Below are 23,194 nucleotides of genomic sequence, written 5' to 3'. Positions count from 1 at the left end.
GCTGGGGTATGTCATTTTTGACATACCCCAGCTTTTAAAATTAAAATTCGATTATTTACTTTCGTTATAAGCTTTCAGGAATTCTTTTACTTTCTCACCATCTGCTTCAAGTTTTAATCCAGTATCAATTAGAGGCGATACAGTCGAAACAGCCGGAAGTTTATTCCCTTGGTAATACGTAATGAATTCTTCTTGGTTAATAGAGTAAAGGACAGCTTTGCGTAAGTCGGCAGAATCAGAAACTTCGCGGCCTTTTGTATTGAATTGCAAGTAGGCCACAGCATTACTATCCGCTTCATTCAACTTTAAATTCTCATCTGATTTAACGATGTCAATTTTTGTTTCAGGTACTGTTTGCAATACATCAATCTCGCCATTTCGCAATGCAGAAAGTGCACTGTCGTTATCATCGATGAAGCGAACTGAAATGTTTGAGATTTTTGGTTCGTATTCACTACCTACACGGTAAGCAGGGTTTTTTACAAATGTAGCTTCATAATCATTTTTTTGTACCAAAATGTATGGCCCGCTTGCATATAAGTGATTGTTGTAAGAATTGCCTTCCGTCACTGTTGCTTGGTCACCGTAAGCAATATCCGTGTTTGGGTCATAGCTTGCTACGTCATACGTATTAATGCTTGTTACTTGTTTTTCAGAAACGATGCCACCTGATTGGTGAGCTAAGTAGTTTAAAACTTGCGGGAATGGGTTTGGTGTAGTGATTTTCACAACTTGATATTTCCCGGCAGCATTGTCAACTTGATCTTCTGACTCCACTACTTCAGTTACTGCCTGTGGCAATTCTTTTGATAATGCATCTAAAACTGTTTCATCAGAACCAGCCGCTTTGGCGTTTTGCAATTCCGCTAAGTCTGTTACAACTTCGACAGTTTCAATATTTTCATGAATACTATATGTGCGGTGATCCGGTACGGATTTTTCATCCTTTGCACGGTTTAAAGAGAAGACAACATCTTCTGCAGATACAAGTTCCCCTGTATCAACCGCTGCACCATTCTCAACTTTGGCAAAGTTAATATCATCACGCAAGATGAAGTAATATTCCGAGTTACCATCGGCCATTACATGGTTGTATGATAACGAACCATCAGAGACCACTTGATCGTCTTCAGTTAAATTCACTAAACGAACGTACATGTTTGTGTTTAATGTGTTGATAGAACCATCATTACCCTTGATCGGGTCAAGAGACGTCAAAGATGAGATAGCTTGGTGCAATACTAAAGTTTCGCTGGCGTTAAGGGATTCATCATTAAATGAGATGTTTTCCCAAACTTGCGCACGAGATTTCGGAAGAAGGACTGTTTCAGGATTAACCTTCTTTGAATAAATGCCTTGAGCTTTTTTCGAAATGTAAAGCGGTGCGATGTAAGCTTGATCGAATACTAAAAGCTGTTCAAGTTCAGCGTATGCTTCTTTTGCTTCATCACCTGTTAAAGAACTCGCTTTGTCGATTAATTCATCTAATTTTGAATCACTAACAACACTGTAGTCACCACCAGTTTTAAACAGGCCACGAACAGCATAGTCAGGGTTCCCTGTTACTGTTGTCCAGCTTGATAGAGCAATATCATAATTCCCTGCATCTTTTTGTGCAGAGTATGAACCATAGTCTGGTTGAATGTTTAATACTACTTCAAATCCATTTTTCGATAGTTGGTCACGCAAAATATTTAGATCATTTTCATTTGCTGTTTGACCTAGGATTTCGATTGTTGGTTTTTCACCAGAAGATGTCTCGGCATTGCCTCCGCCTTCAACATCCGATTTTTTTTGTACGCATCCAGCAAGTGCCAGGACTGCAACAAATAATAAAGCTAATAGCTTTTTCATAGTAATCCTCCTAAAAATAGTTTGTTAGTTTGTTTTAGGGTCAAGAGCATCCCGTAAGCCGTCACCAAAGAAATTGAATGAAAGCACGAGCAGCATAATACATAACCCTGGAAAAATAGCTAAAAATGAATGGGTTTCAAGATAAGTACTACCGATTTTTAAAATATTCCCCCATTCAGGAATATGCGGTTCAACGCCTAATCCCAGGAAACTGAGACTACTTGTTGAGATGACGGCACTGCCGATTGTTAAAGTAGCTTTTACAATCATCGGAGCCATAGAATTTGGAACGATATGCTTAAAAATAATCGAACTGTCGGAAGCACCTAAGGCCCTGGCAGATTCTACAAATTCATAATTGGAAATCTGCATTACAGTAGCTCTCATCGTACGTGCATAAGTAGGAATAGAACCTACACTAAGGGCGATGATTAAATTGACTGTATTTGCACCGAATGCAGCGATGATGGCGATTGCCAGTAAAATACCCGGTATCGCATATAAAATGTCGAGAAGACGCATGATGATGTTATCGGTCTTCTTGCCATAGTAACCTGAAATTGCGCCAAGTGAACCACCAACTACGGCTGGTATAATCGTTGAGAAGAACCCGACGATTAACGAAATTTGGGCACCAAAGACAATTCTTGAGAACAAATCACGACCGAAGTCATCTGTACCTAGTGGGTATTCAAGTGTTGGTGTCTGTAAGATGGCAGAATAATTGTTCTGTGTTGCAAAGTCATAATCAAATGTCCAGGGACTTACGACGGACAATGAAAACATGAAAATGATAAAAAACATTCCGAATACGGCCATTGAATTGCGCAGGATTTTACTCCATATTTTTTGCCACTTTTCAATAGAAGAAGCATCTTTTTGCCGCGCCTTTTTAATAAGACCATACCCGAGCAGCAAAGAAAATAAATTACCTGTCAAAACAGGCAATAGCAAAACGATACCAATCGGAAACATCCACTTTGGTGCAGATGTTGACGTCACATATTTAGCGACAAGAATAACCATCAGGCCGAAAATTACAGCAAGTAAAACAAAAGCACTGATCGCCGGTAAAAATGTATCGATGACATAAGGTTTAAAAAGATTGAATCCTGAAATCCCGATAATAAACAACTGGGTCAACAATGCGTAAGCTGCAAATGTATATTCGGGCGTTTTGTTTTTCGAAACCAATGAAATCCCATAACTGCTGGCGAAAACATTTCCAACGAGTACGGTCAGTATCAATGGATAGCCAAGCATTCGTGTACGTCCCCGAATCTCTCTATTAGTTGCCAAATCTTTTTTTATAGATTTAGAGATAAACCAAGCATAAACTGTTGTTAGCAAATAAATAATAAAAAATGCTAGAACAATAGGACGAATGCTTTGGGTATTGAAGTTATAACTATATAGTAAAAATAGCAATGAAAAAATGGCGGAAAAGGATAATGTAAAGTGAGCATTCCCATACTCCTTTGTAATTTTCATTAGTAGCTTTAAGTTTGATATGACTTTCACATTACCCCTCCTTTTTCATTTTTGAGCGAATTCGTGGATCAAAAAATGCATAAGTAATGTCGATAATCAAGTTAACAATCGAAATGGTGATGGCGATATAAACAACGCCACCCAGTATTGCAGGAATATCCGGTATAAATTGTTTATCTACAATGTAGCTCCCGATCCCGCTAATGTTGAAGACTTTCTCCGTAACGGAAGCTCCGCCCAACATCCCTCCAAACAGTAGCCCGATGACAGTAATGATCGGTATCATTGCATTTCGAATTGCATGCTTTGAAATGACTTTTCTTTCGTTTAATCCTTTTGCTTTGGCTGTGATAATGTAATCCTCATTTATGACTTCAAGCATGGATGAACGTGTCATTCTTGCAATTGAGGCACATAGTGACGTACCAAGCACAACTATTGGCAATACGAGAGATAACCAGTTTTGAGGATTATAGGTTGCAGGGAACCAATTAAGCTCGAGAGAGAAGGTCAAAATGAAAATTAACCCCTGCCAAAAGCTTGGAATCGATAGCCCGATTAGCGCCACAATCATAAATGTATAATCCATGAATGAATTTGGGCGAATGGCAGAAATAATCCCGACCGGTATCGCAATGATGATTGCCATCAGTAATGAAAGCAGGGCAATGTTAAGGGTGACGGGAAATTTATTGGCTATACTTGCAACAATATCCTCTTTCCCTGCAAAGGAAGTCCCCAAGTCAAAGGTGAATAATCCGGATAGGGAATTCCACAATTGAGTTAAATACGGTTGATCCAATCCATAAAGTCGGTTAAAGTTTTCGATTTGTTCGGGTGTTGCTTCGATACCGAGTATATTTCTTGCCGGATCCAACGGCGAGATATAGAGAATGGTAAATACAAGTGTCGCCACACCCAAAATAACGAATATTGTCTGGAGTACACGCTCGAAAATAAATTGAACAAATGGATTACTATATAAAAGTAATAATGCATACATCAAAATGCCGGGTATAGCTGAAACCATCACAAAATTGCGCTTTTTCAACAGCTGTTTAAAGTAGTTATGATACGTATACTTCTCTAATCCTGATGAATGTACCCGTATCTCCACTTCCTTTTGGAGCTTTCCTTGAACAAGTAAATCCACATTTCTGTTTAGTTGATCAGCTGTTAAAGATTCATGGAAAAAACTTGCTTTGGTTTGTTCCTGTTCTAAAAATTGCTTTCTCCAAGTATCTAATATCCCACTTGAAATCAATTCTTCTTCGCTTTTTTTATATGCATCAGCGTATTGATTTTGGCTTTTTCTTAAGAAGAACAACAAAAATGTTACGATATGAACCGGCAACCCTAGAATAAATAAAAGAATTCCGTCAATTCTTCCCCTGTTTGTTAGCCTCTGATAAGTGCTGTCAAGCAATGTTGATGTATTTTTAGTTTGGGTATTTATGCTTCGTGTCATCTGCTGCCCCCCTTCCTTCATAACAACATAGATATCTTCACCTTGAATTATTATCCTCACTATATTAAACTATTCCTAGTGGTATAGTAAAGTATGGAAACGATTATGTCAATATAACTAAGAAATTACTTTTTTAAAAGGAAGATAAACATGAATAATACATTATTAGAGGTGAAGGACCTTCAAGTTTCTTTCATTGGTGATGAAAAGGAGTTTGAGGCAGTCAAAGGCATCAGCTTTCATGTTGAAAAAGGGGAAACTTTGGGAATTGTTGGGGAATCCGGCAGTGGGAAAAGTGTAACTGCAAGGTCCATCATGCGATTGCTTCCATCACCGCCAAGCTTTTTAAAGTCAGGTGAGATCAATTTCCAAGGAAAGAACTTAGTCGAACAGTCGGAAAAAGAGATGGAATCTGTCCGCGGGCAGCATATTAGCATGATTTTTCAAGATCCTATGACTTCCTTGAATCCTACAATCCGAATCGGTGAACAAATAGCTGAAAGTTTAAAAAAACATCAACAAGTGTCAAAAGAGGATGCATACAAGAAGACGATTGAGTTGCTGGAATTAGTAGGGATTAAACATAGTGAAAAGCGCTATAAACAGTATCCGCATGAATTTTCGGGGGGGATGCGCCAAAGAGCAATGATTGCGATGGCACTGGCATGTAATCCATCCCTCCTCATTGCAGATGAACCGACAACAGCATTGGATGTAACAATTCAAGCACAAATTTTAACTTTGATGAAAAACATGCAAGAAAAGTTAGGTACATCCATTATTTTGATTACACATGATTTAGGCGTAGTAGCAGGAATGTGTGATCGCGTCATTGTCATGAAAGAGGGCGAAATTGTTGAAGAAGGAACGACGGAGGAAATATTCGACAATCCAAAGCATGATTATACAAAACGTTTGCTAAATGCATTGCCGAAACTGCATGAAAAAAAGGAGCCGAAGAAAGCACCGTTGTTAAGTGCAAACCTTGATTTATCCAAGCCGCTCCTTGAAATTAAATCATTAAAAAAGCATTTTGATTTAGGGCATGGTGATACGCTAAAAGCGGTAGATGACTTGTCTTTTGAGATTTATCCGGGTGAAACTCTCGGTCTGGTAGGTGAGTCGGGTTCCGGTAAATCAACAACGGGCCGCACAATTTTGCAATTACATGAGCCAACGGATGGAGATGTTTTATATAAAGGGATTCCCATTACACGTCTGTCAAAGAAACAGCTGAAAACAATGAGAAGGCATATGCAGATTATTTTCCAAGATCCCTATTCTTCATTGAACCCACGGAAAAAAGTGTTGGATATTATTGGGGAAGCACTAGATCTACATGGCCTTGCTAAAAGTAAAGAAGAACGTAGAGCACGTGTAGAAGAATTGCTCGAATTAGTAGGATTGAATAAAGCTCATGCAAGTCGTTACCCCCACGAGTTTTCCGGCGGGCAGCGTCAACGTATAGGAATTGCACGTGCATTGGCAGTCGATCCCGAATTTATCGTTTGTGATGAACCCTTATCCGCACTGGATGTATCAATTCAAAAGCAAATTGTGGATTTGTTGAAAGACTTGCAGCATCGACTTGGATTGACATATCTATTCATTGCACATGATTTATCGATGGTCAAACATATCAGTGATCGAGTCGCGGTTATGTATGGAGGGAAGATTGTCGAACTTGCGGAGAGTGAGGAATTATATTCAAATCCCCAGCATCCATATACAAAGGCACTTCTACAATCCATCCCGATTCCAGACCCTGCTATCGAGAAGCAGAAGGAAAGAGTGCTGGATAAAGAGTCAAATGCAATCAAATATAATGTTCAGAATACGGAATTAATAGAAGTATCGCCAAACCATTGGGTAGCCGTTCCAAAAAAATAAAAACCATATGATCAAATCCCTTTGAGTGCATAATGTTCAAAGGGATTTATATTTCTATTAGTAGTTATAATAATAGAGTTTAGAGAATATAGTATATGATAGTGGGAAGAAAAAATAGATTATTAGGGAATGAACTGTGACATTTGAACAATTAGCAGACTCTATTGATGCTCTTCGGTATGAAAGAGGACTGTAACTAAAAAAATAGCTGGCGATCAACCTCTATTGCCTCAAGGAATACTTTTCTTCCACTGATTCATAGACAGTTTCATTAATTTTCCATTGAACGAACAAATTAAAAGACATAAAATTTGATAAAGATAAAAGTATAAATTCCGAAACTACAAGAGTCATCCAACAAAACTACAACAATATGAATGCCATAAAGGGATAAAAGAAATTAAAACTTAACTTCTGATACCTTGGGAATGCATAAAGGAAAACGATTTCTTTTATAGAATAACCTTTTGTGTAGTACTTTTTTTATTAATTGGTAATGATAGTAATGAAATAGATATTGTTGATGGGATAGAGGAGGAGTTTATATGAACGAAAATTTACACTTGGAGACAACAATAAGCGGGAAGGCAAAACACTATTCCCCAGATAAATTTATAAATAAATTGAAAAAATATGGAGCAAATTTGGGGTTTAGAGTGTTGAATGGTGTTGCCATATTGTATTGTGCTTTAAAGAGTCCTGAATTGCCGAAGGAACATAAATTGATGATCCTGGGTGTATTAGGCTACTTCATTTTACCAATCGACTTGGTTGCGGACATGTTGCCGGCTGTAGGCTTGGCTGACGATATCGTCATTATTACAAAGGCCATTTCAGTCATTTATTCGTCCATAACAGATGAAATGAAAGAAGAAGCTCAAGAAGTTTTAAAGAAGATTTTCGGGGAAAAATATCTACCTTCTATTGAATATGAAATTTAATTATAAGAAACGGTAATAACGAGCAATTAGAATGAAAAATACATTGGACTAGAAATCATGTAGAGGTGATGTGCATTGTTTATACGAATAACTTTTCTCGTCATAGCTATAGTACTTGCAAAGCCGATGTATGATTTCGGCTCCCAATGGCTGGAGGAAGCACAACAGTTTATCGGTGAAAATGAAGTAACCATACAGGATGCGACATCCGATGTATTAGCTACAGTCAACTCTGCAAGGGATAACGTTGTAAGTACGGCAGCAGATACCCTTATTACCATGGATGTAGAATTGCCGGATAGTGTCCAAACACAAGAAGAATTAGAAGAAGCCTTTTACTATTATTTAAGTAGATGGGAAACGAATTTTGAGATTCACTATGTTGGAAGCACGACTAACATTGAAAAGATGATTCAAACAGCTGTCAACGAAGCAGCAAATCGCGATCATTATATTTTAGGTCATCTGGCGGATCGCACAATCGAATATGAATATAGCAGTTTTGATGCCAAAATTAAAGTTCATCAAACATACTTGACGAATTTGGCCCAGGAGGAAATTGTGAATGAAAAGGTGGCAGGTATCCTGTCTAGTGTTTCACCGGAAGAGATGTCCGATTTCCAGAAAGTGAAGTTCGTGAATGATTATATTGTAAAATCGACAGCCTATAGTGAGGACACGACGGCGAGCCCTCATAGTGCCTACGCCGTTTTAGAAGAACATAGAGGTGTTTGCCAGGGATATGCTTTGCTGGCGTTAAAAATGCTGGAAGGTTTAGGTGTTGAGACGCAGTATGTTGTGGGGGAAGTCTATACCGGTGGTCATGCTTGGAATCTAGTAAAAGTGGATGGCAATTGGTATCATCTCGATACAACATGGAATGACCCGACGCCAGACCGTCAAAATGTTGTTCGTTACGAGTATTTCTTAATCAATGATAACAAAATGGAGCTAGACCATAGTTGGATTAAAGTAGATTATCCAAAGGCCTCCAATACGAATTATGACTTTATGGCACAAATCGATCATGCATACGAACAGGATGGCTTGATTTATTATAGTAATGTCGATGACAATAATATCCTATACCGAATGGATATGAATACAGGTGAATCGACACGCTTAACAGAGAGTAGGGCACAATTTATTGTTGGCTTTGGGGATTGGTTGTACTTTAGTAACTACTCCAACGGGGCTTACCTCTCCAAAATACGAACCGACGGTACAGAAGAGTCGATATTGTACCGTGATGAAGTGAACAACCTATTTGTAGATGAAGGCTATTTATACTTTTCTACAGATGATGGTGTGAAGAAAATGGAATTATAATAAGTAAATGGAAAGAGGTGTCTCATAAGATGTTGAGACACCTCTTTGTTTGTGATTCAAGCCGGCTTGGGAGCGAGGTCGGAAAATGGTTAGATGGATTTCCTACTCAAGCAATAAACCGAGATTAATTTATTTAGGCTACATCTTCTGTGGAATCAGCTTATTTTTAATGCATATTTTGCTCTTCTCACTATATATTCAATGGGGTTATGTTTGCACAAAGCAATCGCAATATGAGGATATTCCTGGTGAATAAATTGAACCAATTCATTTCTGATATACGTGTCATGCCTTAAAATTCCACCGTTTAGATGGAGTGTGAATGGCTCACCATCATAATGAAGTTTTTTGAGCGTTGCATTAACTAATAAAAAAAGTTCATTTGCGGCACTTTGTGCTATACGAATGGCTTTCTCATCATTGAGTGAGATAGCTTCTTGCAAAACGGAGCTGATACTCGCCATGTGGCTGTTTGTGTACTCTGGATGGTAAAGCCAGTTCACCAGCTGGTCCACTGAATTAATCTTGAGTTTCTCAAGTACTAGTTTTTTGAGGACAGTTGGTGAATCTAGCCCATCTTCTGCTCTAAAAATGCCCTTTAAAATTTGTCGACCTATCCAATAGCCACTGCCTTCATCGCTTGCGCGGTGCCCCCAGCCACCTGTACGGAAAAATCTATTTCTTCCATCTGTCCCAAATGCTATGGAACCTGTGCCTGAAATTAGTAACATACCTGGAGTATTTTGTACTAAACCGATTAGGGTAGCTTGAACATCATTCTCGATAACTAAATTTTCAATATGAAAGGGAGTATTTTGCAAGCTTTGCTCAATAATCTGTGTAACCATTTCGAGATCTGATTTTGTATCGATACCAGCCATGGCAAAAACAGCTACATCAATGGATTTAAGTTTAGTAGAAAGGTATGCGCCGTGGAGTAGGTCATTGAGGATCACACTGACAGCATCTACGCCGATTGTTTGATAGTTGGAACCTGTTGTTGTTTTTTCAAAAAGGCATTCCCCTTGGATTGTCCGTAGTGTAATAGTTGTTTTTGTTGCTCCGCCGTCCACTGCTAAAATGATCGATTGTTTCATTCTTTGGTCCATCCTTCAAGATATTCATAAAGCTGATTTTCGCTGTTATTGATTTTATCGTGCTTCTCTTTAATCCATTGCGACATTGACGTGGTTGCTTGTTCAGATTGCAAAAGAGACTTATGCATGGTTTCAGGTGCGGGTCCACCATACAGTGATCTTACCTTGATGAAAAAATCAGGCTTTAAAGCATTATAAAAAAGTTGTTTTGAAATTTTTAGGGGTTTTCCCGTTACTTCAATGGACTTTTCATTTACTAGTTCCCAAGTAAGGTTTTCAATGGATTCCTTTTTTTCAGCAAGAAGTGTTTGGATACAGCTACTCACAATGCAATGAGACTGTCTAAAGGAAATCCTCTCTGAACGTACTAGGGAGTCGGCAAGCTCTGTTACATTTGCAAAGCTGTTTTTAGCACGTTTTAAAAGCAGTTCTTTATTCACTTCCATTGTGACCACTAAACTTCCAAATAGTTTATAAATTCCGCGCAATTTGTCCATTGCACGCCATAAATAAGGCTGCAGATCATCTTCTGTATCGACTATATCACCGAAGGGCGTATTATGAATCATTTGCAAGACGGTTTGGGCATCACCTACAACCGAAGATAGTAGAGCACGTGTATGCTCGATGGATACCGGGTTTCGCTTTTGCGGCATGATGGAACTAACTTGAACATACGGGTTAGCCAGACTGAAAGCATTGAATTCTTGCGTAGCCCACTGAAGGAAGTCCTGCGATGTACGGCCAAGATTAAGTGCTGCAAGTTGTATGGCACTGGCTGCCTCTGCAATGTAATCGGCACCAGCAACAGCATCCCAAGCATTTTCAATAATAGCATCAAATGCAAGAAGGTCCTTCATCCGTTCACGGTCAATGTTAAATCCAGTCGTTGTTAAAGCTGCCGCTCCCATACTGCTTTGGTTAATGGTATCAAAAGCAGCTTGCATTCTTTTAAAATCCCTTGTTAATTGATCGATGACTGCTTTTAAGTAATGGGCGAAGGTTGTGGGTTGTGCTTGTTGTGTGTGGGTATACCCTATCATGATGGTATCGGTATGTTGTTTTGCAAAGATGATAAGCGAGGATCGCAGGTGCAGTAATTCGTCCATTAAGGCTAATAGTTTTTTTCGCAGTGTCATTCGATAAATCGCAATCCCCATATCGTTTCGGCTTCGCCCAATATGAAGATTACCAGCAATATCCCCAGCCAATTCAATTAGTTGATGCTCAATACGGAAAAACAAGTCTTCAAATTGAGGATCATACTCGGATTGTGCATAGGTATTCAAGTCTATCTCTGCAATCGCTTTACCAATTTGCTTGGCTTCTTTTTCCGACACCAGCTTTTGTTCTTCAAGCATGAATAAATGGGCAATGTGTGTATGCACCATTGATATTAAAAAATTCCTTTTTGCTTCTTCAAAGGCAGGTTGGAGCACGATTTGACGGTAAGTATTGGAAGGGAAATGCTCTCCTTCGTGCGCATTTATCCGACTCTTATAATCCTGGAACATAAAAACACGCCTTTCGACAAAACATGTATTTCTAACTGATCAGTCCTAATAGTAGTAAAAGGCCGATTTCAACTCGAAAGCTCAATCGACCTTAATAATTATCTACTACTATTAAATGTTAGGCGGCATTTTTTCTTTGGGCTAGGACAGTAGGCAGTACCATTCCGACAAGCACTAGTACAATTCCAAGCAACTGCAACATTGTAAGAGTTTCGTGTAATATTATGACGGATGCAATAATTGCTACAGGCAATTCCATGGCACTTAAAATAGAAGATAGCGCTCCTCCTACTTTCGGTACGGCAATAGAGAGCAGTAAAATCGGCAAGATAATGCCGAAAATCCCCAATATTATTCCGAAAATCCACAAGTTTGTCTTAAATAATGTGCCATTCCAAATAATCTCGGGTGATAAGAAAATGGAAATCATGATCAACGCCACAAGCGACATCAGGAAAGTACGTGTGACGGTCGGCATTCCTTCAATTTGTCTAGAGTTAATTTGAATAAATATGGCAAAGCTTGTAGCTGCCAGTAACCCATAGACCCAGCCTTGCCATGGTATTGTTGAAAGATCTGTATCCAGTACACCGGCAGCCAGAATTGTCCCACCAAGTAAGAAGACAAGTGAAAGCGCCTCATAACGGTTGGGTAATCGTTTATGGATGATACAGTCAATCAGTAATCCTATCCAAGTAAATTGGAAAAATAATACGACACCAAGTGATGCGGTTACATAATTTAAGGCTAATCCATAAACCATCCCGGTAGTAGCGGTAATGGCACCCGCCGATACGATTGTGATGATTCCGGATTTATTTATTTTTGGTAATTTTCTTTGTGTGAAAAGAAATAAAACCAATGCCAATATAAATCCAATAATATATTGGCTGGATACAGCCTCGTTAGATGTGAATCCGTGCCCCATCGCTACTTTAATGATGGTTGATAATAAGCCATAACTGCTCGATGCGATAACGATTAGCAATGGATATAAAAGTTGTAATTTCATGATGTATTACCTGCATTTCTAATTAATTGTTTTGACCATATGAAAAAATGGTTCGTTGATAATTGTCCAGGGCTCTGTAACAACATAGCCCAGTCGTTCATATAATTTTTGGGCCTTCACCTTTTTTGCCTCAACATTTAAAGCGATTTTTGAATACCCTTCCAGTAGTGCGACTTGCTCTGCATATTGCAAAAGTGCTGTACCTATGCCTAATCCGCGTGCATGACCGGCTACACATACCGTATCTACATAGTATTCGTCAGGATGTGCTTCCGCATCAATCATAGTGATAGGTCCATTTTTTTGTTCAAGCCATCGCTGCAATTTGACATCCAGCTCTGAACCAACTTGTCCGCTATACGAAACTAGTATACCTAAGATCTCCTTTGATCCTTCATTTTCTGCAACATAAGTATTTAAGTAAGAATGCCGATTGTCTGTTCTTCCAAAGAGCACCTCAAGAGCGGATATTATTTGGGTAATTTCAGTTTCACCTGTCAGACGGTTTGCAATATCCCCAATAGCTTCGTAAATTAAAGGGGCGGTTTGAGGACCATCCTCTAATATAGCTTTTCTTATGTAAAATGTCATGAGTCATCTTTCCTTTCATAAAAATTATAACAAATTCTTGAAGGAAGATATGTCCTTTTCACCTGTCTGAATAGTTTTAAATTTTAAGATTACATAAATTTTGTGTTACGCTGAGTTAAGTAAAAATTCGGAGGCCTAACAACTCATGAGTGAGTATAATAAAGATTTCGTATTAGTATACGGTGACGCTTTTGTTGATTATATAGCTAATGATAGAACAAATACATCATTTACAACATTTCTTGGTGGTGCAACAGTAAATGTAGCAGCAGGAATTAGTAGAATCGGTGCTCCATCATCCCTGATCACAATAACTGGTGATGATGAAATTTCACAATTTGTACGAAATGAACTTAAAACTGAAGGCGTAAATATGGATTTCGCCATTATTACACCCGAAAAACGTGTCAGTGGCGTATATGTTCATCTAACTGAAGAATGTGAGCGCATTTTCAAAGATTACGTTGATGAGGCGCCAGATTTGCAAGTTGAGCCAGAGCAGCTAAATGAAGGAGCGTTTAAAAAAGCTTCTGTATTTAATGTGTGTTCCGGAACAATGTTTCATCCAACAGCACTTGCAACTACAAGAAGAGCTGTGGAAATGGCCAAGGATAAAGGGGTAGTCATTGCAATTGATGCCAATATCCGTCCTCTGCGCTGGAGCAGCGAAGATATCTGCCGTGAAACAATCACCTCTTTTTTCGAAGATGCACATATATTAAAATTAACTGACGAAGAGCTGTTTTTCCTAACACAAACTAATAGCATTCAAGAAGGAATCGAGATATTAAATCAGTATCTGGTTCCAATTGTGCTAATCACGGTGGGAGCGGATGGTGCTTATGCAGTGTTGAATGGTGAAACCATCCACGTCCCGACTCAAAAGGTAGAAGCAGTTGACACAACTGGAGCGGGGGATGCGTTTATGGCCGGTGTGCTGCGCTTTGTCCACTTCAACGGATTACCGACAACCAATGAAGAATTAGTGAAATGTGTAAGCTTCGGAAACCGATTGGGAGCATTTGCTGCAACAAAAGCTGGTGCATTAACTGCCTTGCCGCATTATGATGAAATAAAAGAATGGCTTTAATAGTAAAACCGACAGCACTTGATGCTGCCGGTTTTTTTAGTTGGGGGATTAGTTGTCTTGACTGTTTAAGCTAATGTACAGTGAGTTATCTTGAAGCACCTGGGCGATGTATACGTCTTTAATATCGACATTTTTAGTTTTTAAATTATCCATGACCCATTTTTCAGAAAGATTGAGTTCCTTTAAATTTTTTCTTACTATTTTTCCACTTCTGATAATCTCTGTAGGTAAATGGCATGGGAGGGAGAGGTCTGCACCGACATCCGGTTTTGTTGCATTTGCGAAGGAAGGCTTCTTTAATATGCTAAGTTCTCCATTTGTTTCAAAAATTGCGTAATGGACTTCGTTGAAGGAAAAAATACCCTGTTCCCTCAATAACATTCCGAGCTCATCTGTATGGATACGTGCCTTCTTCATGCCTTTTTTTAAAATTGTTCCATTTTGAATTAATATCGTCGGCCGATCATCAATGAGTATTCGGATCTTTGAAAAATTCAAGGTTAGAAAACTAATTAAAAGAGTAAGGAGAGTCCAACAAATCAGTGCCAAAAAACCATCCCAATAGTCGGTGTCATGCTGGGTAGAAACTTCAGCCGCAATGGACCCGATTGTAATCCCGGTAATATAATGGAAAAAGGTTAATTGGCTAAGTTGTTTTTTTCCTATAATGCGAGCCAAAACCAGTATCGTAAAGAAGGAGAGTATTGACCTTAAGAGTGTCTCCCCGACATGAATGTTACTAAAACCGTCCATGATAATTCTCCTTTCGCTATAGTTCTATCATGGGCGGAAGGAAGGTACTGTATGCAGATTGACGGATGTGGAAATAAAAAAACTGTACCTCAAGGGTTAGAATTCCTTCTAGCCTTTGGGGTGCAGTTCTGTGAAATTTTATTTAGATGTTTGAAACGCCGTAGATCGAATGTATGAGGTGCGGATTCGTGACTAGGCCTTCTTTTATCCTGACTTCGTTCATTTTATTTTGATGGGAGAACTTAAAAATACCATTGTCAAAGTCTGTTCCAAGTTCTTTAAAGAAGATTCCTTCGATGGATACTGATTTTGGGCATGTGAATACGATTTTATAGTTATCTAGATCCTGGACGACATATGCACGTACACCTTTTTCAAATGTTTCATGTTCCTCATCAACGGGACGCTTCACGGCAACAATGTGGAAATCGGCAAAAGGGACTTCTTTAAGTAAAACATTCAAAAATGAACCCTTTGTAATCTCTTCCCACCTGCTTTGAGCACTTTGTCCAACAATTATTTGGGTGATATTTTTTTCACGCGCAATCTCTGCAACTACTTTTTGAATTGGGTGTTTTTCGTTATCCCGAATGATAAATTCTTCTACCTCTAATTCTCTAGATAGTTCGGACCATCTTTCAATATAGCCTGACTTTTCAGCATCAAAAGCATCAAGCGGCTTAGCGTCAACGGTTAATATATAAAGCGGACAATCTAGTAACGTCGCAAGTTTATGCCCTCTACGAATAAGACGCTCGCCATTAAGTCCGTAATAAACACAAACTAAAATACTTTCATCCATTCTCTTCACATGCTTCATTGATAGTTTGCTCCTCTTAATATAAGTTTGTTATTAAAATATACTATTTATCTTTAAGCAAAAGACTGTATAAATAAGCAAAAGTAAATGCGAATTGAGTGCATCTCATCCGTTCCTAATGTATACTTACTATTGTAATATTTAATACTTTTTGCGAAAAGTACATTAAAATTGACATATTTGTAAAATAGTTAAGACTTTGGAATTTAACTTCTTTATGACACATTATTATGAAGTGAGTAATTTTGCAAGTCAAGAGGATAGAGCGAATTCGTTAAATTCGAGCTATGTTACAAATTTAGGAGGTATTAGCTTGTGACAATTGAAATTGCCATCATACTAACTCCGTTTATTATGGCAGCACTGATTCCCTTGTTTTATAGGCGACTGCAAAGAAGTTTTATAGGTTGGGTCGTTCTCGTAGTTCCCGTTAGTTTATTCCTTATTCTGACTACATATATCCCTCATATAGCAAATGGGAAAACCGTTTCCCATACTTTTGAGTGGATCCCCTCATTCAATATAAATTTCACGACGTATATAGATGGCTTAAGCCTGATCTTTAGCTTATTAATAACCGGTGTCGGAAGTTTAGTGATATTGTATTCCAATTTTTATCTATCGATGAAAGAATCACTTCATCATTTCTATTGTTATTTATTGCTCTTTATGGGGGCAATGTTAGGCGTTGTATTCTCGGATAATTTAATGGTGCTTTATGCATTTTGGGAATTAACGAGTGTATCGTCCTTCCTCTTAATCGCATTTTGGCATCACCGCAAAGCGTCAAGGGCAGGTGCCCGTAAATCCATGACAATCACCGTATCGGGTGGCGTAGCCATGCTGGTTGGATTCCTGATGCTTTATACGATGTCTGGAACATTCAGCATTAGAGAAATTATAGCGGATGTTAACCAGATCAGTGAACATGCATTATTTATTCCGGCCCTTGTCTTGATATTACTAGGTGCATTTACCAAATCCGCCCAGTTCCCGTTTCATATTTGGCTCCCGGATGCAATGGAAGCTCCAACACCCGTCAGTGCCTATCTGCACTCTGCAACAATGGTGAAGGCTGGTATTTATTTAGTTGCACGTTTTACACCTGTTTTTGGCGGAGAGATGGTTTGGTTTTGGGCGGTGACGGGAGTCGGGTTAATGACGCTGTTTTGGGGATCGTTCAATGCAGTTCGACAGTACGATTTAAAAGCGATCTTAGCATTCTCCACAGTTAGCCAACTCGGCTTAATCATGAGTTTATTGGGACTGGGTTCCGCTGCGGTCCATTTAGGCTACTCAACAAGCTCTATCATCTATACGCAAGCAACATTTGCTGCTCTTTTCCATCTAATTAACCACTCAACCTTTAAAGGTGCACTATTTATGATGGTCGGAATTGTCGATCATGAGATAGGAACACGTGACATAAGGCGTCTTGGTGGGTTAATGTCGATTCTGCCATTTACATTCACGATTGCCTTAATCGGCTGTTTTTCCATGGCCGGGTTACCGCCTTTCAATGGTTTCTTAAGTAAAGAGATGTTCTTTGCTGCTGCAGTGACAATTACGGAACTGGATATCTTCTCTATCGAGAACATCGGGATATTTATCCCGATTATTGCTTGGGTAGCAAGTATTTTAACATTTGTTTACTGCGTCATTATTGTTAGCAAAACGTTCTTTGGCAAGATCAAGCCGGATGTAGCGGAAAAGAATCCGCATGAAGCTCCATTTGGTATGTTAATCTCCCCATTTGTTCTAATCGGATTGGTAATTACAATTTTCTTTTTCCCGAATATTTTGGGAGAGTATATTTTGAGACCTGCCATGGCCAGTGTCTATCCAACATTCCCGGTTGCTGAAATGACGCCACATATCCATGCTTGGCATGGATTCAATATAGAGTTGTATATGACAATCGGCGTTATTGTTTTGGGGCTTCTATTATATCGCTACATGAAATATTGGATTAAGATTTACCGCATATTCCCTCAGTATTGGACACTCAATGCGATGTATGAAAGAATCATCTCCTCGAGCGAGAATATGTCTGAAAATATGACTAAACGATATATGAACGGTAATCTAATGCATTACTTTATTTATATATATATCAGCTTTGTAGTAATTGTTGCGGGCACCTTTTTGCTTCTGGAGGCTTTCACCTGGAACCCGAGCTTGGATGCACCTGTTGAAAACTTTGAATTACTTCTGATATTCGTCATGATTTTCGCAAGCTTCGCGCTACTATTTGCGAAGTCTCGAATTACGGCCGTATTATTAAACGGCGTATTAGGTTACGGCATTGCATTCTTTTTTGTTATATTCAGGGCACCAGATCTAGCCCTTACACAGCTTGTCGTTGAATCTGTCACAACTGCATTATATTTACTTTGCTTTAAATACTTGGCGGAATTAAAGCCGGAGCAGTCTTCCAAACGTGTAAAAGTATCTAATGGGCTTATTTCTATTCTGGTAGGCTCTACAGTGACGCTGATTGGATTGGCAGTCATCAACTATGAGAAGTTTGAATCGATATCTACTTATTTCGAAGACTCATATAAGCTTGCTGGTGGTAAAAATATAGTCAATACGATTCTTGGGGACTTCCGTGCTTTTGATACGATGCTGGAAGTGGTTGTTCTTTTTATCGCCGGTTTAGGTGTTTATACGCTTATTAAACTAAAAGCAGCGAAGAAGGGGGATGCGGACACTTGAAAATTAATGATGTCATCTTAAGAACTGTCGTTAAGGGTGTAGTTTTCATTATTTTGACCCTCGGAGTGTACCTCTTCTTCTCTGGACATAATGCACCAGGTGGCGGTTTTATAGGAGGTCTTGTACTGGGTTCGGGGATTGTGCTTCTTTACATTACGTATGATCTTGAAACGGTTCATAGGAAAATGCCTTTTGACTTTAAAAAAGTAGCAGGCTTGGGTGTACTTTTAGCCACGGGTTCAGCGATAGGAGCCATCTTTTTCGATGCACCATTTTTATCCCAAACAGATGCGTATTTTACTTTCCCGGTAATAGGCGAGAAACATTTAACGACAGTTACCATTTTTGAAGCAGGCGTTGCATTAACCGTCATCGGCACGCTTGTAACGATTATTTTGAGTATAAGTGAGGATGAGTAGTATGGAATCATTGATCATGATATTAATTGGTGTTCTTGTTACAGTTGGCACCTATTTAATCCTCTCTCGAAATTTAATCCGCGTTATTTTAGGGACAGCCGTATTGTCACATGCTGTTCATTTACTTATTTTGACCATGGGCGGCCTGAAGAAAGGGGTTGTCCCACTACTTAGTCAATCAGAAGGACCTTTTACCGATGCTTTGCCACAGGCGTTGATATTAACAGCCATTGTAATTAGCTTTGCTACAACAGCATTTCTACTCGTTTTGGCCTATCGAACATACAAAACGAACGGTTCTGACGATTTACAGGAATTGAGGGGAATGTCTGATGAATAACTTACTCGTTTTGCCATTAATTATTCCAATCATTACTGCAGTCATTCTCGTTTTTTTGCGTGAACAAGTTATCCTGCAACGAATCATCAGTATAGTTACGATGGTGTTCATAAGCATCATTTCGTTTCTGTTGCTAAACACTGTGCAAACCGAAGGAATCCTGCGACTGGATTTCAGTGGTTGGCTGCCCCCGTTTGGTATTCTTTTTGTAGGGGATTCATTTTCGATTATTTTGGTTTTAACTGCAAGTATCATAACGTCGATTTGTTTACTCTATGCGTTCTCCACAATAGGGGATCGACACGAAAAGATGTTCTTTTATCCATTTGTACTATTTTTGATTGCCGGTGTTAATGGTTCATTCTTGACTGGCGATATTTTCAATCTATTTGTTTGTTTCGAAGTTATGCTGCTAGCCTCGTATGTGTTGGTAGCCCTGGGCGGAAGAAAAAAACAATTACGGGAGTCACTGAAATATGTGCTCATTAATGTTGTGGCTTCTTGGATGTTCTTGATTGCCCTAGCCTTTTTATACGGCACAGTCAAGACGTTGAATATGGCACATATCGCAGTGCGTGTAGCTGAAGCAGGGCAGGATCCACTGCTAACGACAGTAGCCATTCTGTTTTTGGTCGTGTTTAGTTTAAAAGCGGGATTACTCCTATTTTTCTGGCTGCCAGGGTCATATAGTGTGCCACCGACCGTTGTGCAAGCACTTTTTGCAGCTCTATTAACAAAAGTGGGAATCTATGCCCTTATTCGTACTTTCACGCTGATGTTCCCGTTGAACCAAGATGTAACACATACGATAATTGGTGTTATGGCAGGTATTACTCTCATTGCAGGATGCATGGGGGCGCTAGCAGGGCGGGATATCTACACGATTGCTACATATAACGTCATCATCGGTGTCGGGTTTATCTTGATAGGCTTGGCCGTAGGGACAGAGGCTTCATTGACAGGGGCGATCTATTATTTAATTCACGACATGTTGGCGAAAGCGCTCTTATTTTTATTGGTCGGTATGGTGTTCTTTGTTAGTGGCGAGTCTATTGTGAAGAAAATGAATGGACTGATACAAAACTATCCCTTATTTGGCTGGATTTATTTCCTTGTTATGCTGGCACTGGCGGGAATCCCACCACTTAGTGGATTTATGGGTAAAGTGTTGATTGGACAGGGAGCGATAGAAACGGGCTCCTATGTTTTACTTGCACTAAGCTTTGCTTCAAGCATCATCGTCCTATATTCGCTGCTGAGAATTTTCCTTGCGTCCTTCTTTGGTGAGTCGACAATCAGTTTTGAGGATCGCAAGCCAATTCCTAAAGGCGCATACCTAGCTTTCGTTTTACTGGCCATTTCGATTGTTTATGTGGGAGTCGGGGCAGAATCTATAGCCATTTATGTAAAGGATGCGGCAAGAACATTAATGAATCCATCAATCTACATTGATGCCATATTAAAGGGGTGAAGTAGTTGTTCGCACAGTTTTTATTGAATTTATTTCTTGCACTTTTGTGGCTCTTACTAGTCGATGAACCAGTTCCGCAACTAACGACCTTCTTTACCGGCTTCGTTGTAGGGATTGGAATCCTCTATGTAATGCATCGCTTTTTCGGTACTCAATTTTATCTTCGAAAAGTAATAAAGATTTTATATTTAATTTTGCTGTTTATAAAAGAGCTATTGTCATCGAGCTATTTGGTTATAAAACAAGTGTTGACACCAAATCTTCAAATTACACCCGGGATTTTTACCTATAGAACGAGCTTAAAGGGAGAGTGGGAGGTTACCGCTTTAGCATTGCTTTTAACGCTTACACCGGGCTCTGTGGTGATGGAGGTATCGGAAAGTGGAGATGTCTTTTATATACACGCTATGGATTTAGAGGAGTCGAAAGAATCTATTATTCGATCGATGGGGAAGTTTGAAAAAGCTATTTTGGAGGTGACCGATAGATGAAAGAAACCATCTTATTATTGGCACTAACGTTTTTCATGATTGCCATAGCTTTGCTACTATATCGCGTAATTGTAGGACCATCCATGCCAGATCGTGCCATCGCATTGGATACAATCGGAGTAAACTTGATTTCTGCAATAGCCATTGTTTCCATCGTCTTATCAACTAAAGCGTTTTTAGAAGCCATATTAATATTGGGCATATTGGCCTTCATTGGCACAATCGCCTTTTCGAAGTATATCGAGAGGGGGATTATCGTTGACCGTAAAGGAGATTCTTGAATGGGTGGCAGTGTTGCTTGTTTTATTTGGCTCCATCATCAGCGTAATCAGTGCGTTTGGACTTATTAAGTTGCCAGATGTTTATACAAGATCACATGCAGCAACGAAAAGTTCGACGTTGGCCGTTTTGGCATGTTTATCAGGTGCGTTTATTTATTTTTGGAGCCATGATGGATATGTAAGTATCCGGTTGATCTTGGGTATTATATTTGTCTTTATCACGGCCCCTGTAGCTGGACATCTAATATGCCGAGCAGCTTATCGCTCCCGGGTGCCGTTAGCGGAAAACTCCGGGGAAGATGAGCTGAAGGCTATTCTATTCGACGGTGATATCGCGACTACCACAACAGCACAAATATTAAATGAAGAATCAGGGGATAAATAGTTATCCACAAGGAAAAACATTCACTTTCACATTAAAAAGTGGATGTTTTTTTGTTTGTGGATAACTTTTTAAGTATTTTAAGGTGAAATTACTAGTTTTCATGTGGACAAGTTCAACTTCTTGGGATAAAGCTGTGGAGAAAATGAAGAAAGTGGTCATTGTACTTTGGGCTTGTGGATAAGATTTTTGCTGAGTTCGAGTACTCAATCGCACCACCTAACAAATGAGCAGTAGGTTCGATTCAAAAATATAGATACACAGTATGAAATTATATGCTATGGACTTTTAAAGTGACATAGTTAACAATTCTGTAACAGGTTCAACGTTTCTTTACTTGATTGTTCCAAACCATGTTACTATTATTGATGAGGGTGAGCTGCGGTTTTACCTATAATCTTTTAAATGAATTGAGCGAGCGCTTTGAAAAAACTGTTTAAATTATTCCTACTTATAATTGCAATCTATCTATTTTTATATATAAATAATCATTGGATCGTTACGGATGAGCATGTTTTTGAATCGGAAAAGGTTCCGGAAAGCTTTGATGGTTTTCGGATTACCCAAGTTTCGGATCTACACGATGCTTTGTTTGGAAACCATCAAGAATCACTTGTGAAAAAAGTCGAGGCTACGGATCCCGAGGTAATTTTCCTTACAGGCGATGTCATTGACAGCAATCGATATAATTTAGAACAGAGCTTACAAGCTGTAAGGGAATTTGTGGAAATGGCAGATGTTTACTACGTAATCGGAAATCATGAGGTGGCCACCAACAAAGTTCAAGAAATATATGAAGCATTGAAGGCACTGGGTGTCCATGTCCTTCCCAATACATCAACAACCATAGAGCGAGGTGGGGAACAGATTTCGATAATAGGAATTGAAGATCCCCTTAATGGCCATGAAACACAGGATATGCTAAGTACGGCTTTAAGTGATGTGGATCGGGAGAACCTTACTGTTTTGTTGGCACACAGACCTGAGAAATTCAATACTTACGTCGCAAACAATATTAACCTCGTGTTTTCGGGGCATGCGCATGGCGGGCAAATCCGACTTCCTTTTGTTGGAGGGCTTGTAGCACCTGGACAGGGGTATTTCCCGAAATACACTGCCGGGATATTTGAAGATGGCGAAACATCCATGAATGTCAGTAGAGGGTTGGGAAATAGTACGGTGCCTTTCCGGATATTCAATCTGCCTCAACTGGTCGTAGTGGAGCTAAAATCGAAGTAAGGG

At 39.2% G+C, this 23,194-nt stretch carries 21 protein-coding genes; 12 read left to right on the top strand and 9 right to left on the bottom strand.

Features of this window, described 5'->3' with window-relative positions:
• Positions 1-51: 51 nt before the first annotated feature.
• The 3 genes from CD33_RS01450 to CD33_RS01440 are packed head-to-tail and all read right to left on the bottom strand — an operon-like array spanning position 52 to position 4,813.
• Positions 52-1,854, bottom strand: a complete 1,803-nt coding sequence (locus CD33_RS01450) for an ABC transporter substrate-binding protein (protein WP_036197470.1) — start codon at positions 1,852-1,854, stop codon at positions 52-54.
• 24 nt (positions 1,855-1,878) lie between these two features.
• Positions 1,879-3,345 (bottom strand): ABC transporter permease, encoded by a 1,467-nt coding sequence (locus CD33_RS01445; protein WP_373906673.1) that lies wholly within the window; start codon positions 3,343-3,345, stop codon positions 1,879-1,881.
• Positions 3,346-3,376: 31 nt separating this feature from the next.
• Positions 3,377-4,813, bottom strand: coding sequence for an ABC transporter permease (locus tag CD33_RS01440; protein WP_036197465.1), 1,437 nt, complete (start codon positions 4,811-4,813; stop codon positions 3,377-3,379).
• Between the two features lie 150 nt (positions 4,814-4,963).
• Between CD33_RS01440 and CD33_RS01435 the strand changes: the two genes are divergently transcribed.
• The 3 genes from CD33_RS01435 to CD33_RS01425 all read left to right on the top strand — a co-directional run bounded on the left by CD33_RS01435 (position 4,964) and on the right by CD33_RS01425 (position 8,973).
• Entirely contained in the window at positions 4,964-6,703 is a 1,740-nt protein-coding gene (locus tag CD33_RS01435; protein ID WP_036197463.1) for an ABC transporter ATP-binding protein, read from the top strand.
• 545 nt (positions 6,704-7,248) lie between these two features.
• Positions 7,249-7,644, top strand: a complete 396-nt coding sequence (locus tag CD33_RS01430; RefSeq protein ID WP_036197460.1) for a YkvA family protein — start codon at positions 7,249-7,251, stop codon at positions 7,642-7,644.
• 75 nt (positions 7,645-7,719) lie between these two features.
• Complete coding sequence (locus CD33_RS01425) at positions 7,720-8,973, top strand: DUF5050 domain-containing protein (protein WP_036197459.1); 1,254 nt, start codon at positions 7,720-7,722, stop codon at positions 8,971-8,973.
• Positions 8,974-9,128: 155 nt separating this feature from the next.
• Here the strand turns inward: CD33_RS01425 and CD33_RS01420 are convergent, their stop codons facing one another.
• From CD33_RS01420 to CD33_RS01405, 4 genes are all read right to left on the bottom strand, one after another.
• Positions 9,129-10,070 (bottom strand): N-acetylglucosamine kinase, encoded by a 942-nt coding sequence (locus CD33_RS01420; protein WP_036197457.1) that lies wholly within the window; start codon positions 10,068-10,070, stop codon positions 9,129-9,131.
• A complete protein-coding gene (gene argH / locus CD33_RS01415; RefSeq protein WP_036197455.1) occupies positions 10,067-11,584 on the bottom strand; it encodes an argininosuccinate lyase in 1,518 nt (505 codons plus the stop codon). Before argH ends, CD33_RS01420 begins: the two co-directional genes overlap by 4 nt.
• 118 nt (positions 11,585-11,702) lie before the next feature.
• Positions 11,703-12,596, bottom strand: coding sequence for an EamA family transporter (locus tag CD33_RS01410; protein WP_036197453.1), 894 nt, complete (start codon positions 12,594-12,596; stop codon positions 11,703-11,705).
• 18 nt (positions 12,597-12,614) lie between these two features.
• Positions 12,615-13,187: a GNAT family N-acetyltransferase gene (locus CD33_RS01405; RefSeq protein WP_036197450.1), complete on the bottom strand. Its 573-nt coding sequence runs from the start codon at positions 13,185-13,187 to the stop codon at positions 12,615-12,617.
• 145 nt (positions 13,188-13,332) lie between these two features.
• On the opposite strand from CD33_RS01405, the gene CD33_RS01400 reads away from it, so the two are divergent.
• Positions 13,333-14,277, top strand: coding sequence for a carbohydrate kinase family protein (locus CD33_RS01400; RefSeq protein ID WP_036197449.1), 945 nt, complete (start codon positions 13,333-13,335; stop codon positions 14,275-14,277).
• 48 nt (positions 14,278-14,325) lie between these two features.
• Here CD33_RS01400 and CD33_RS01395 read toward each other — a convergent pair whose 3' ends face one another.
• Positions 14,326-15,030 (bottom strand): DUF421 domain-containing protein, encoded by a 705-nt coding sequence (locus CD33_RS01395; RefSeq protein WP_036197447.1) that lies wholly within the window; start codon positions 15,028-15,030, stop codon positions 14,326-14,328.
• Between the two features lie 142 nt (positions 15,031-15,172).
• Positions 15,173-15,850, bottom strand: a complete 678-nt coding sequence (locus CD33_RS01390; RefSeq protein ID WP_036197444.1) for an adenine nucleotide alpha hydrolase family protein — start codon at positions 15,848-15,850, stop codon at positions 15,173-15,175.
• 315 nt (positions 15,851-16,165) lie between these two features.
• Between CD33_RS01390 and CD33_RS01385 the strand changes: the two genes are divergently transcribed.
• The 8 genes from CD33_RS01385 to CD33_RS01345 all read left to right on the top strand — a co-directional run bounded on the left by CD33_RS01385 (position 16,166) and on the right by CD33_RS01345 (position 23,191).
• Positions 16,166-18,568, top strand: a complete 2,403-nt coding sequence (locus tag CD33_RS01385) for a Na+/H+ antiporter subunit A (protein ID WP_036197443.1) — start codon at positions 16,166-16,168, stop codon at positions 18,566-18,568.
• Positions 18,565-18,987: a Na(+)/H(+) antiporter subunit B gene (locus tag CD33_RS01380; RefSeq protein WP_036197442.1), complete on the top strand. Its 423-nt coding sequence runs from the start codon at positions 18,565-18,567 to the stop codon at positions 18,985-18,987. Before CD33_RS01385 ends, CD33_RS01380 begins: the two co-directional genes overlap by 4 nt.
• Position 18,988: 1 nt before the next feature.
• Positions 18,989-19,327: a Na(+)/H(+) antiporter subunit C gene (locus CD33_RS01375; protein ID WP_036197441.1), complete on the top strand. Its 339-nt coding sequence runs from the start codon at positions 18,989-18,991 to the stop codon at positions 19,325-19,327.
• The gene (locus tag CD33_RS01370; RefSeq protein ID WP_036197440.1) at positions 19,320-20,798 is read left to right on the top strand and encodes a Na+/H+ antiporter subunit D; all 1,479 of its coding nucleotides are present in this window, start codon (positions 19,320-19,322) and stop codon (positions 20,796-20,798) included. The genes CD33_RS01375 and CD33_RS01370 overlap by 8 nt, the downstream gene beginning before the upstream one ends.
• Before the next feature lie 5 nt (positions 20,799-20,803).
• Positions 20,804-21,289 (top strand): Na+/H+ antiporter subunit E, encoded by a 486-nt coding sequence (locus tag CD33_RS01365; protein WP_036197437.1) that lies wholly within the window; start codon positions 20,804-20,806, stop codon positions 21,287-21,289.
• Positions 21,286-21,570: a Na(+)/H(+) antiporter subunit F1 gene (locus tag CD33_RS01360; protein WP_036197436.1), complete on the top strand. Its 285-nt coding sequence runs from the start codon at positions 21,286-21,288 to the stop codon at positions 21,568-21,570. The genes CD33_RS01365 and CD33_RS01360 overlap by 4 nt, the downstream gene beginning before the upstream one ends.
• Positions 21,548-21,955 carry a Na+/H+ antiporter subunit G gene (locus CD33_RS01355; protein WP_052129883.1) on the top strand — a complete coding sequence of 136 codons (408 nt, stop codon included), beginning with the start codon at positions 21,548-21,550 and terminating at the stop codon, positions 21,953-21,955. Before CD33_RS01360 ends, CD33_RS01355 begins: the two co-directional genes overlap by 23 nt.
• A 420-nt stretch (positions 21,956-22,375) precedes the next feature.
• Positions 22,376-23,191 (top strand): metallophosphoesterase, encoded by an 816-nt coding sequence (locus tag CD33_RS01345; RefSeq protein WP_036197433.1) that lies wholly within the window; start codon positions 22,376-22,378, stop codon positions 23,189-23,191.
• Positions 23,192-23,194 lie beyond the last annotated feature (3 nt).

Origin of the sequence: Ureibacillus sinduriensis BLB-1 = JCM 15800 (assembly GCF_000772955.1) — a bacterium.
GTDB lineage: Bacteria > Bacillota > Bacilli > Bacillales_A > Planococcaceae > Ureibacillus > Ureibacillus sinduriensis.
This window is presented reverse-complemented; position numbering and strand designations above follow the sequence as displayed.

What these genes read in the sequence shown, in the direction of transcription:
- CD33_RS01450 (WP_036197470.1), bottom strand. Translation starts at nt 1,854, where the DNA reads ATGAAAAAGCTATTAGCTTTATTATTTGTTGCAGTCCTGGCACTTGCT.
- CD33_RS01375 (WP_036197441.1), top strand. Translation starts at nt 18,989, where the DNA reads ATGGAATCATTGATCATGATATTAATTGGTGTTCTTGTTACAGTTGGC.
- CD33_RS01360 (WP_036197436.1), top strand. Translation starts at nt 21,286, where the DNA reads ATGAAAGAAACCATCTTATTATTGGCACTAACGTTTTTCATGATTGCC.
- CD33_RS01445 (WP_373906673.1), bottom strand. Translation starts at nt 3,345, where the DNA reads ATGAAAATTACAAAGGAGTATGGGAATGCTCACTTTACATTATCCTTT.
- CD33_RS01405 (WP_036197450.1), bottom strand. Translation starts at nt 13,187, where the DNA reads ATGACATTTTACATAAGAAAAGCTATATTAGAGGATGGTCCTCAAACC.
- CD33_RS01370 (WP_036197440.1), top strand. Translation starts at nt 19,320, where the DNA reads ATGAATAACTTACTCGTTTTGCCATTAATTATTCCAATCATTACTGCA.
- CD33_RS01395 (WP_036197447.1), bottom strand. Translation starts at nt 15,030, where the DNA reads ATGGACGGTTTTAGTAACATTCATGTCGGGGAGACACTCTTAAGGTCA.
- CD33_RS01420 (WP_036197457.1), bottom strand. Translation starts at nt 10,070, where the DNA reads ATGAAACAATCGATCATTTTAGCAGTGGACGGCGGAGCAACAAAAACA.
- CD33_RS01400 (WP_036197449.1), top strand. Translation starts at nt 13,333, where the DNA reads ATGAGTGAGTATAATAAAGATTTCGTATTAGTATACGGTGACGCTTTT.
- CD33_RS01435 (WP_036197463.1), top strand. Translation starts at nt 4,964, where the DNA reads ATGAATAATACATTATTAGAGGTGAAGGACCTTCAAGTTTCTTTCATT.
- CD33_RS01430 (WP_036197460.1), top strand. Translation starts at nt 7,249, where the DNA reads ATGAACGAAAATTTACACTTGGAGACAACAATAAGCGGGAAGGCAAAA.
- CD33_RS01390 (WP_036197444.1), bottom strand. Translation starts at nt 15,850, where the DNA reads ATGAAGCATGTGAAGAGAATGGATGAAAGTATTTTAGTTTGTGTTTAT.
- CD33_RS01440 (WP_036197465.1), bottom strand. Translation starts at nt 4,813, where the DNA reads ATGACACGAAGCATAAATACCCAAACTAAAAATACATCAACATTGCTT.
- argH (WP_036197455.1), bottom strand. Translation starts at nt 11,584, where the DNA reads ATGTTCCAGGATTATAAGAGTCGGATAAATGCGCACGAAGGAGAGCAT.
- CD33_RS01410 (WP_036197453.1), bottom strand. Translation starts at nt 12,596, where the DNA reads ATGAAATTACAACTTTTATATCCATTGCTAATCGTTATCGCATCGAGC.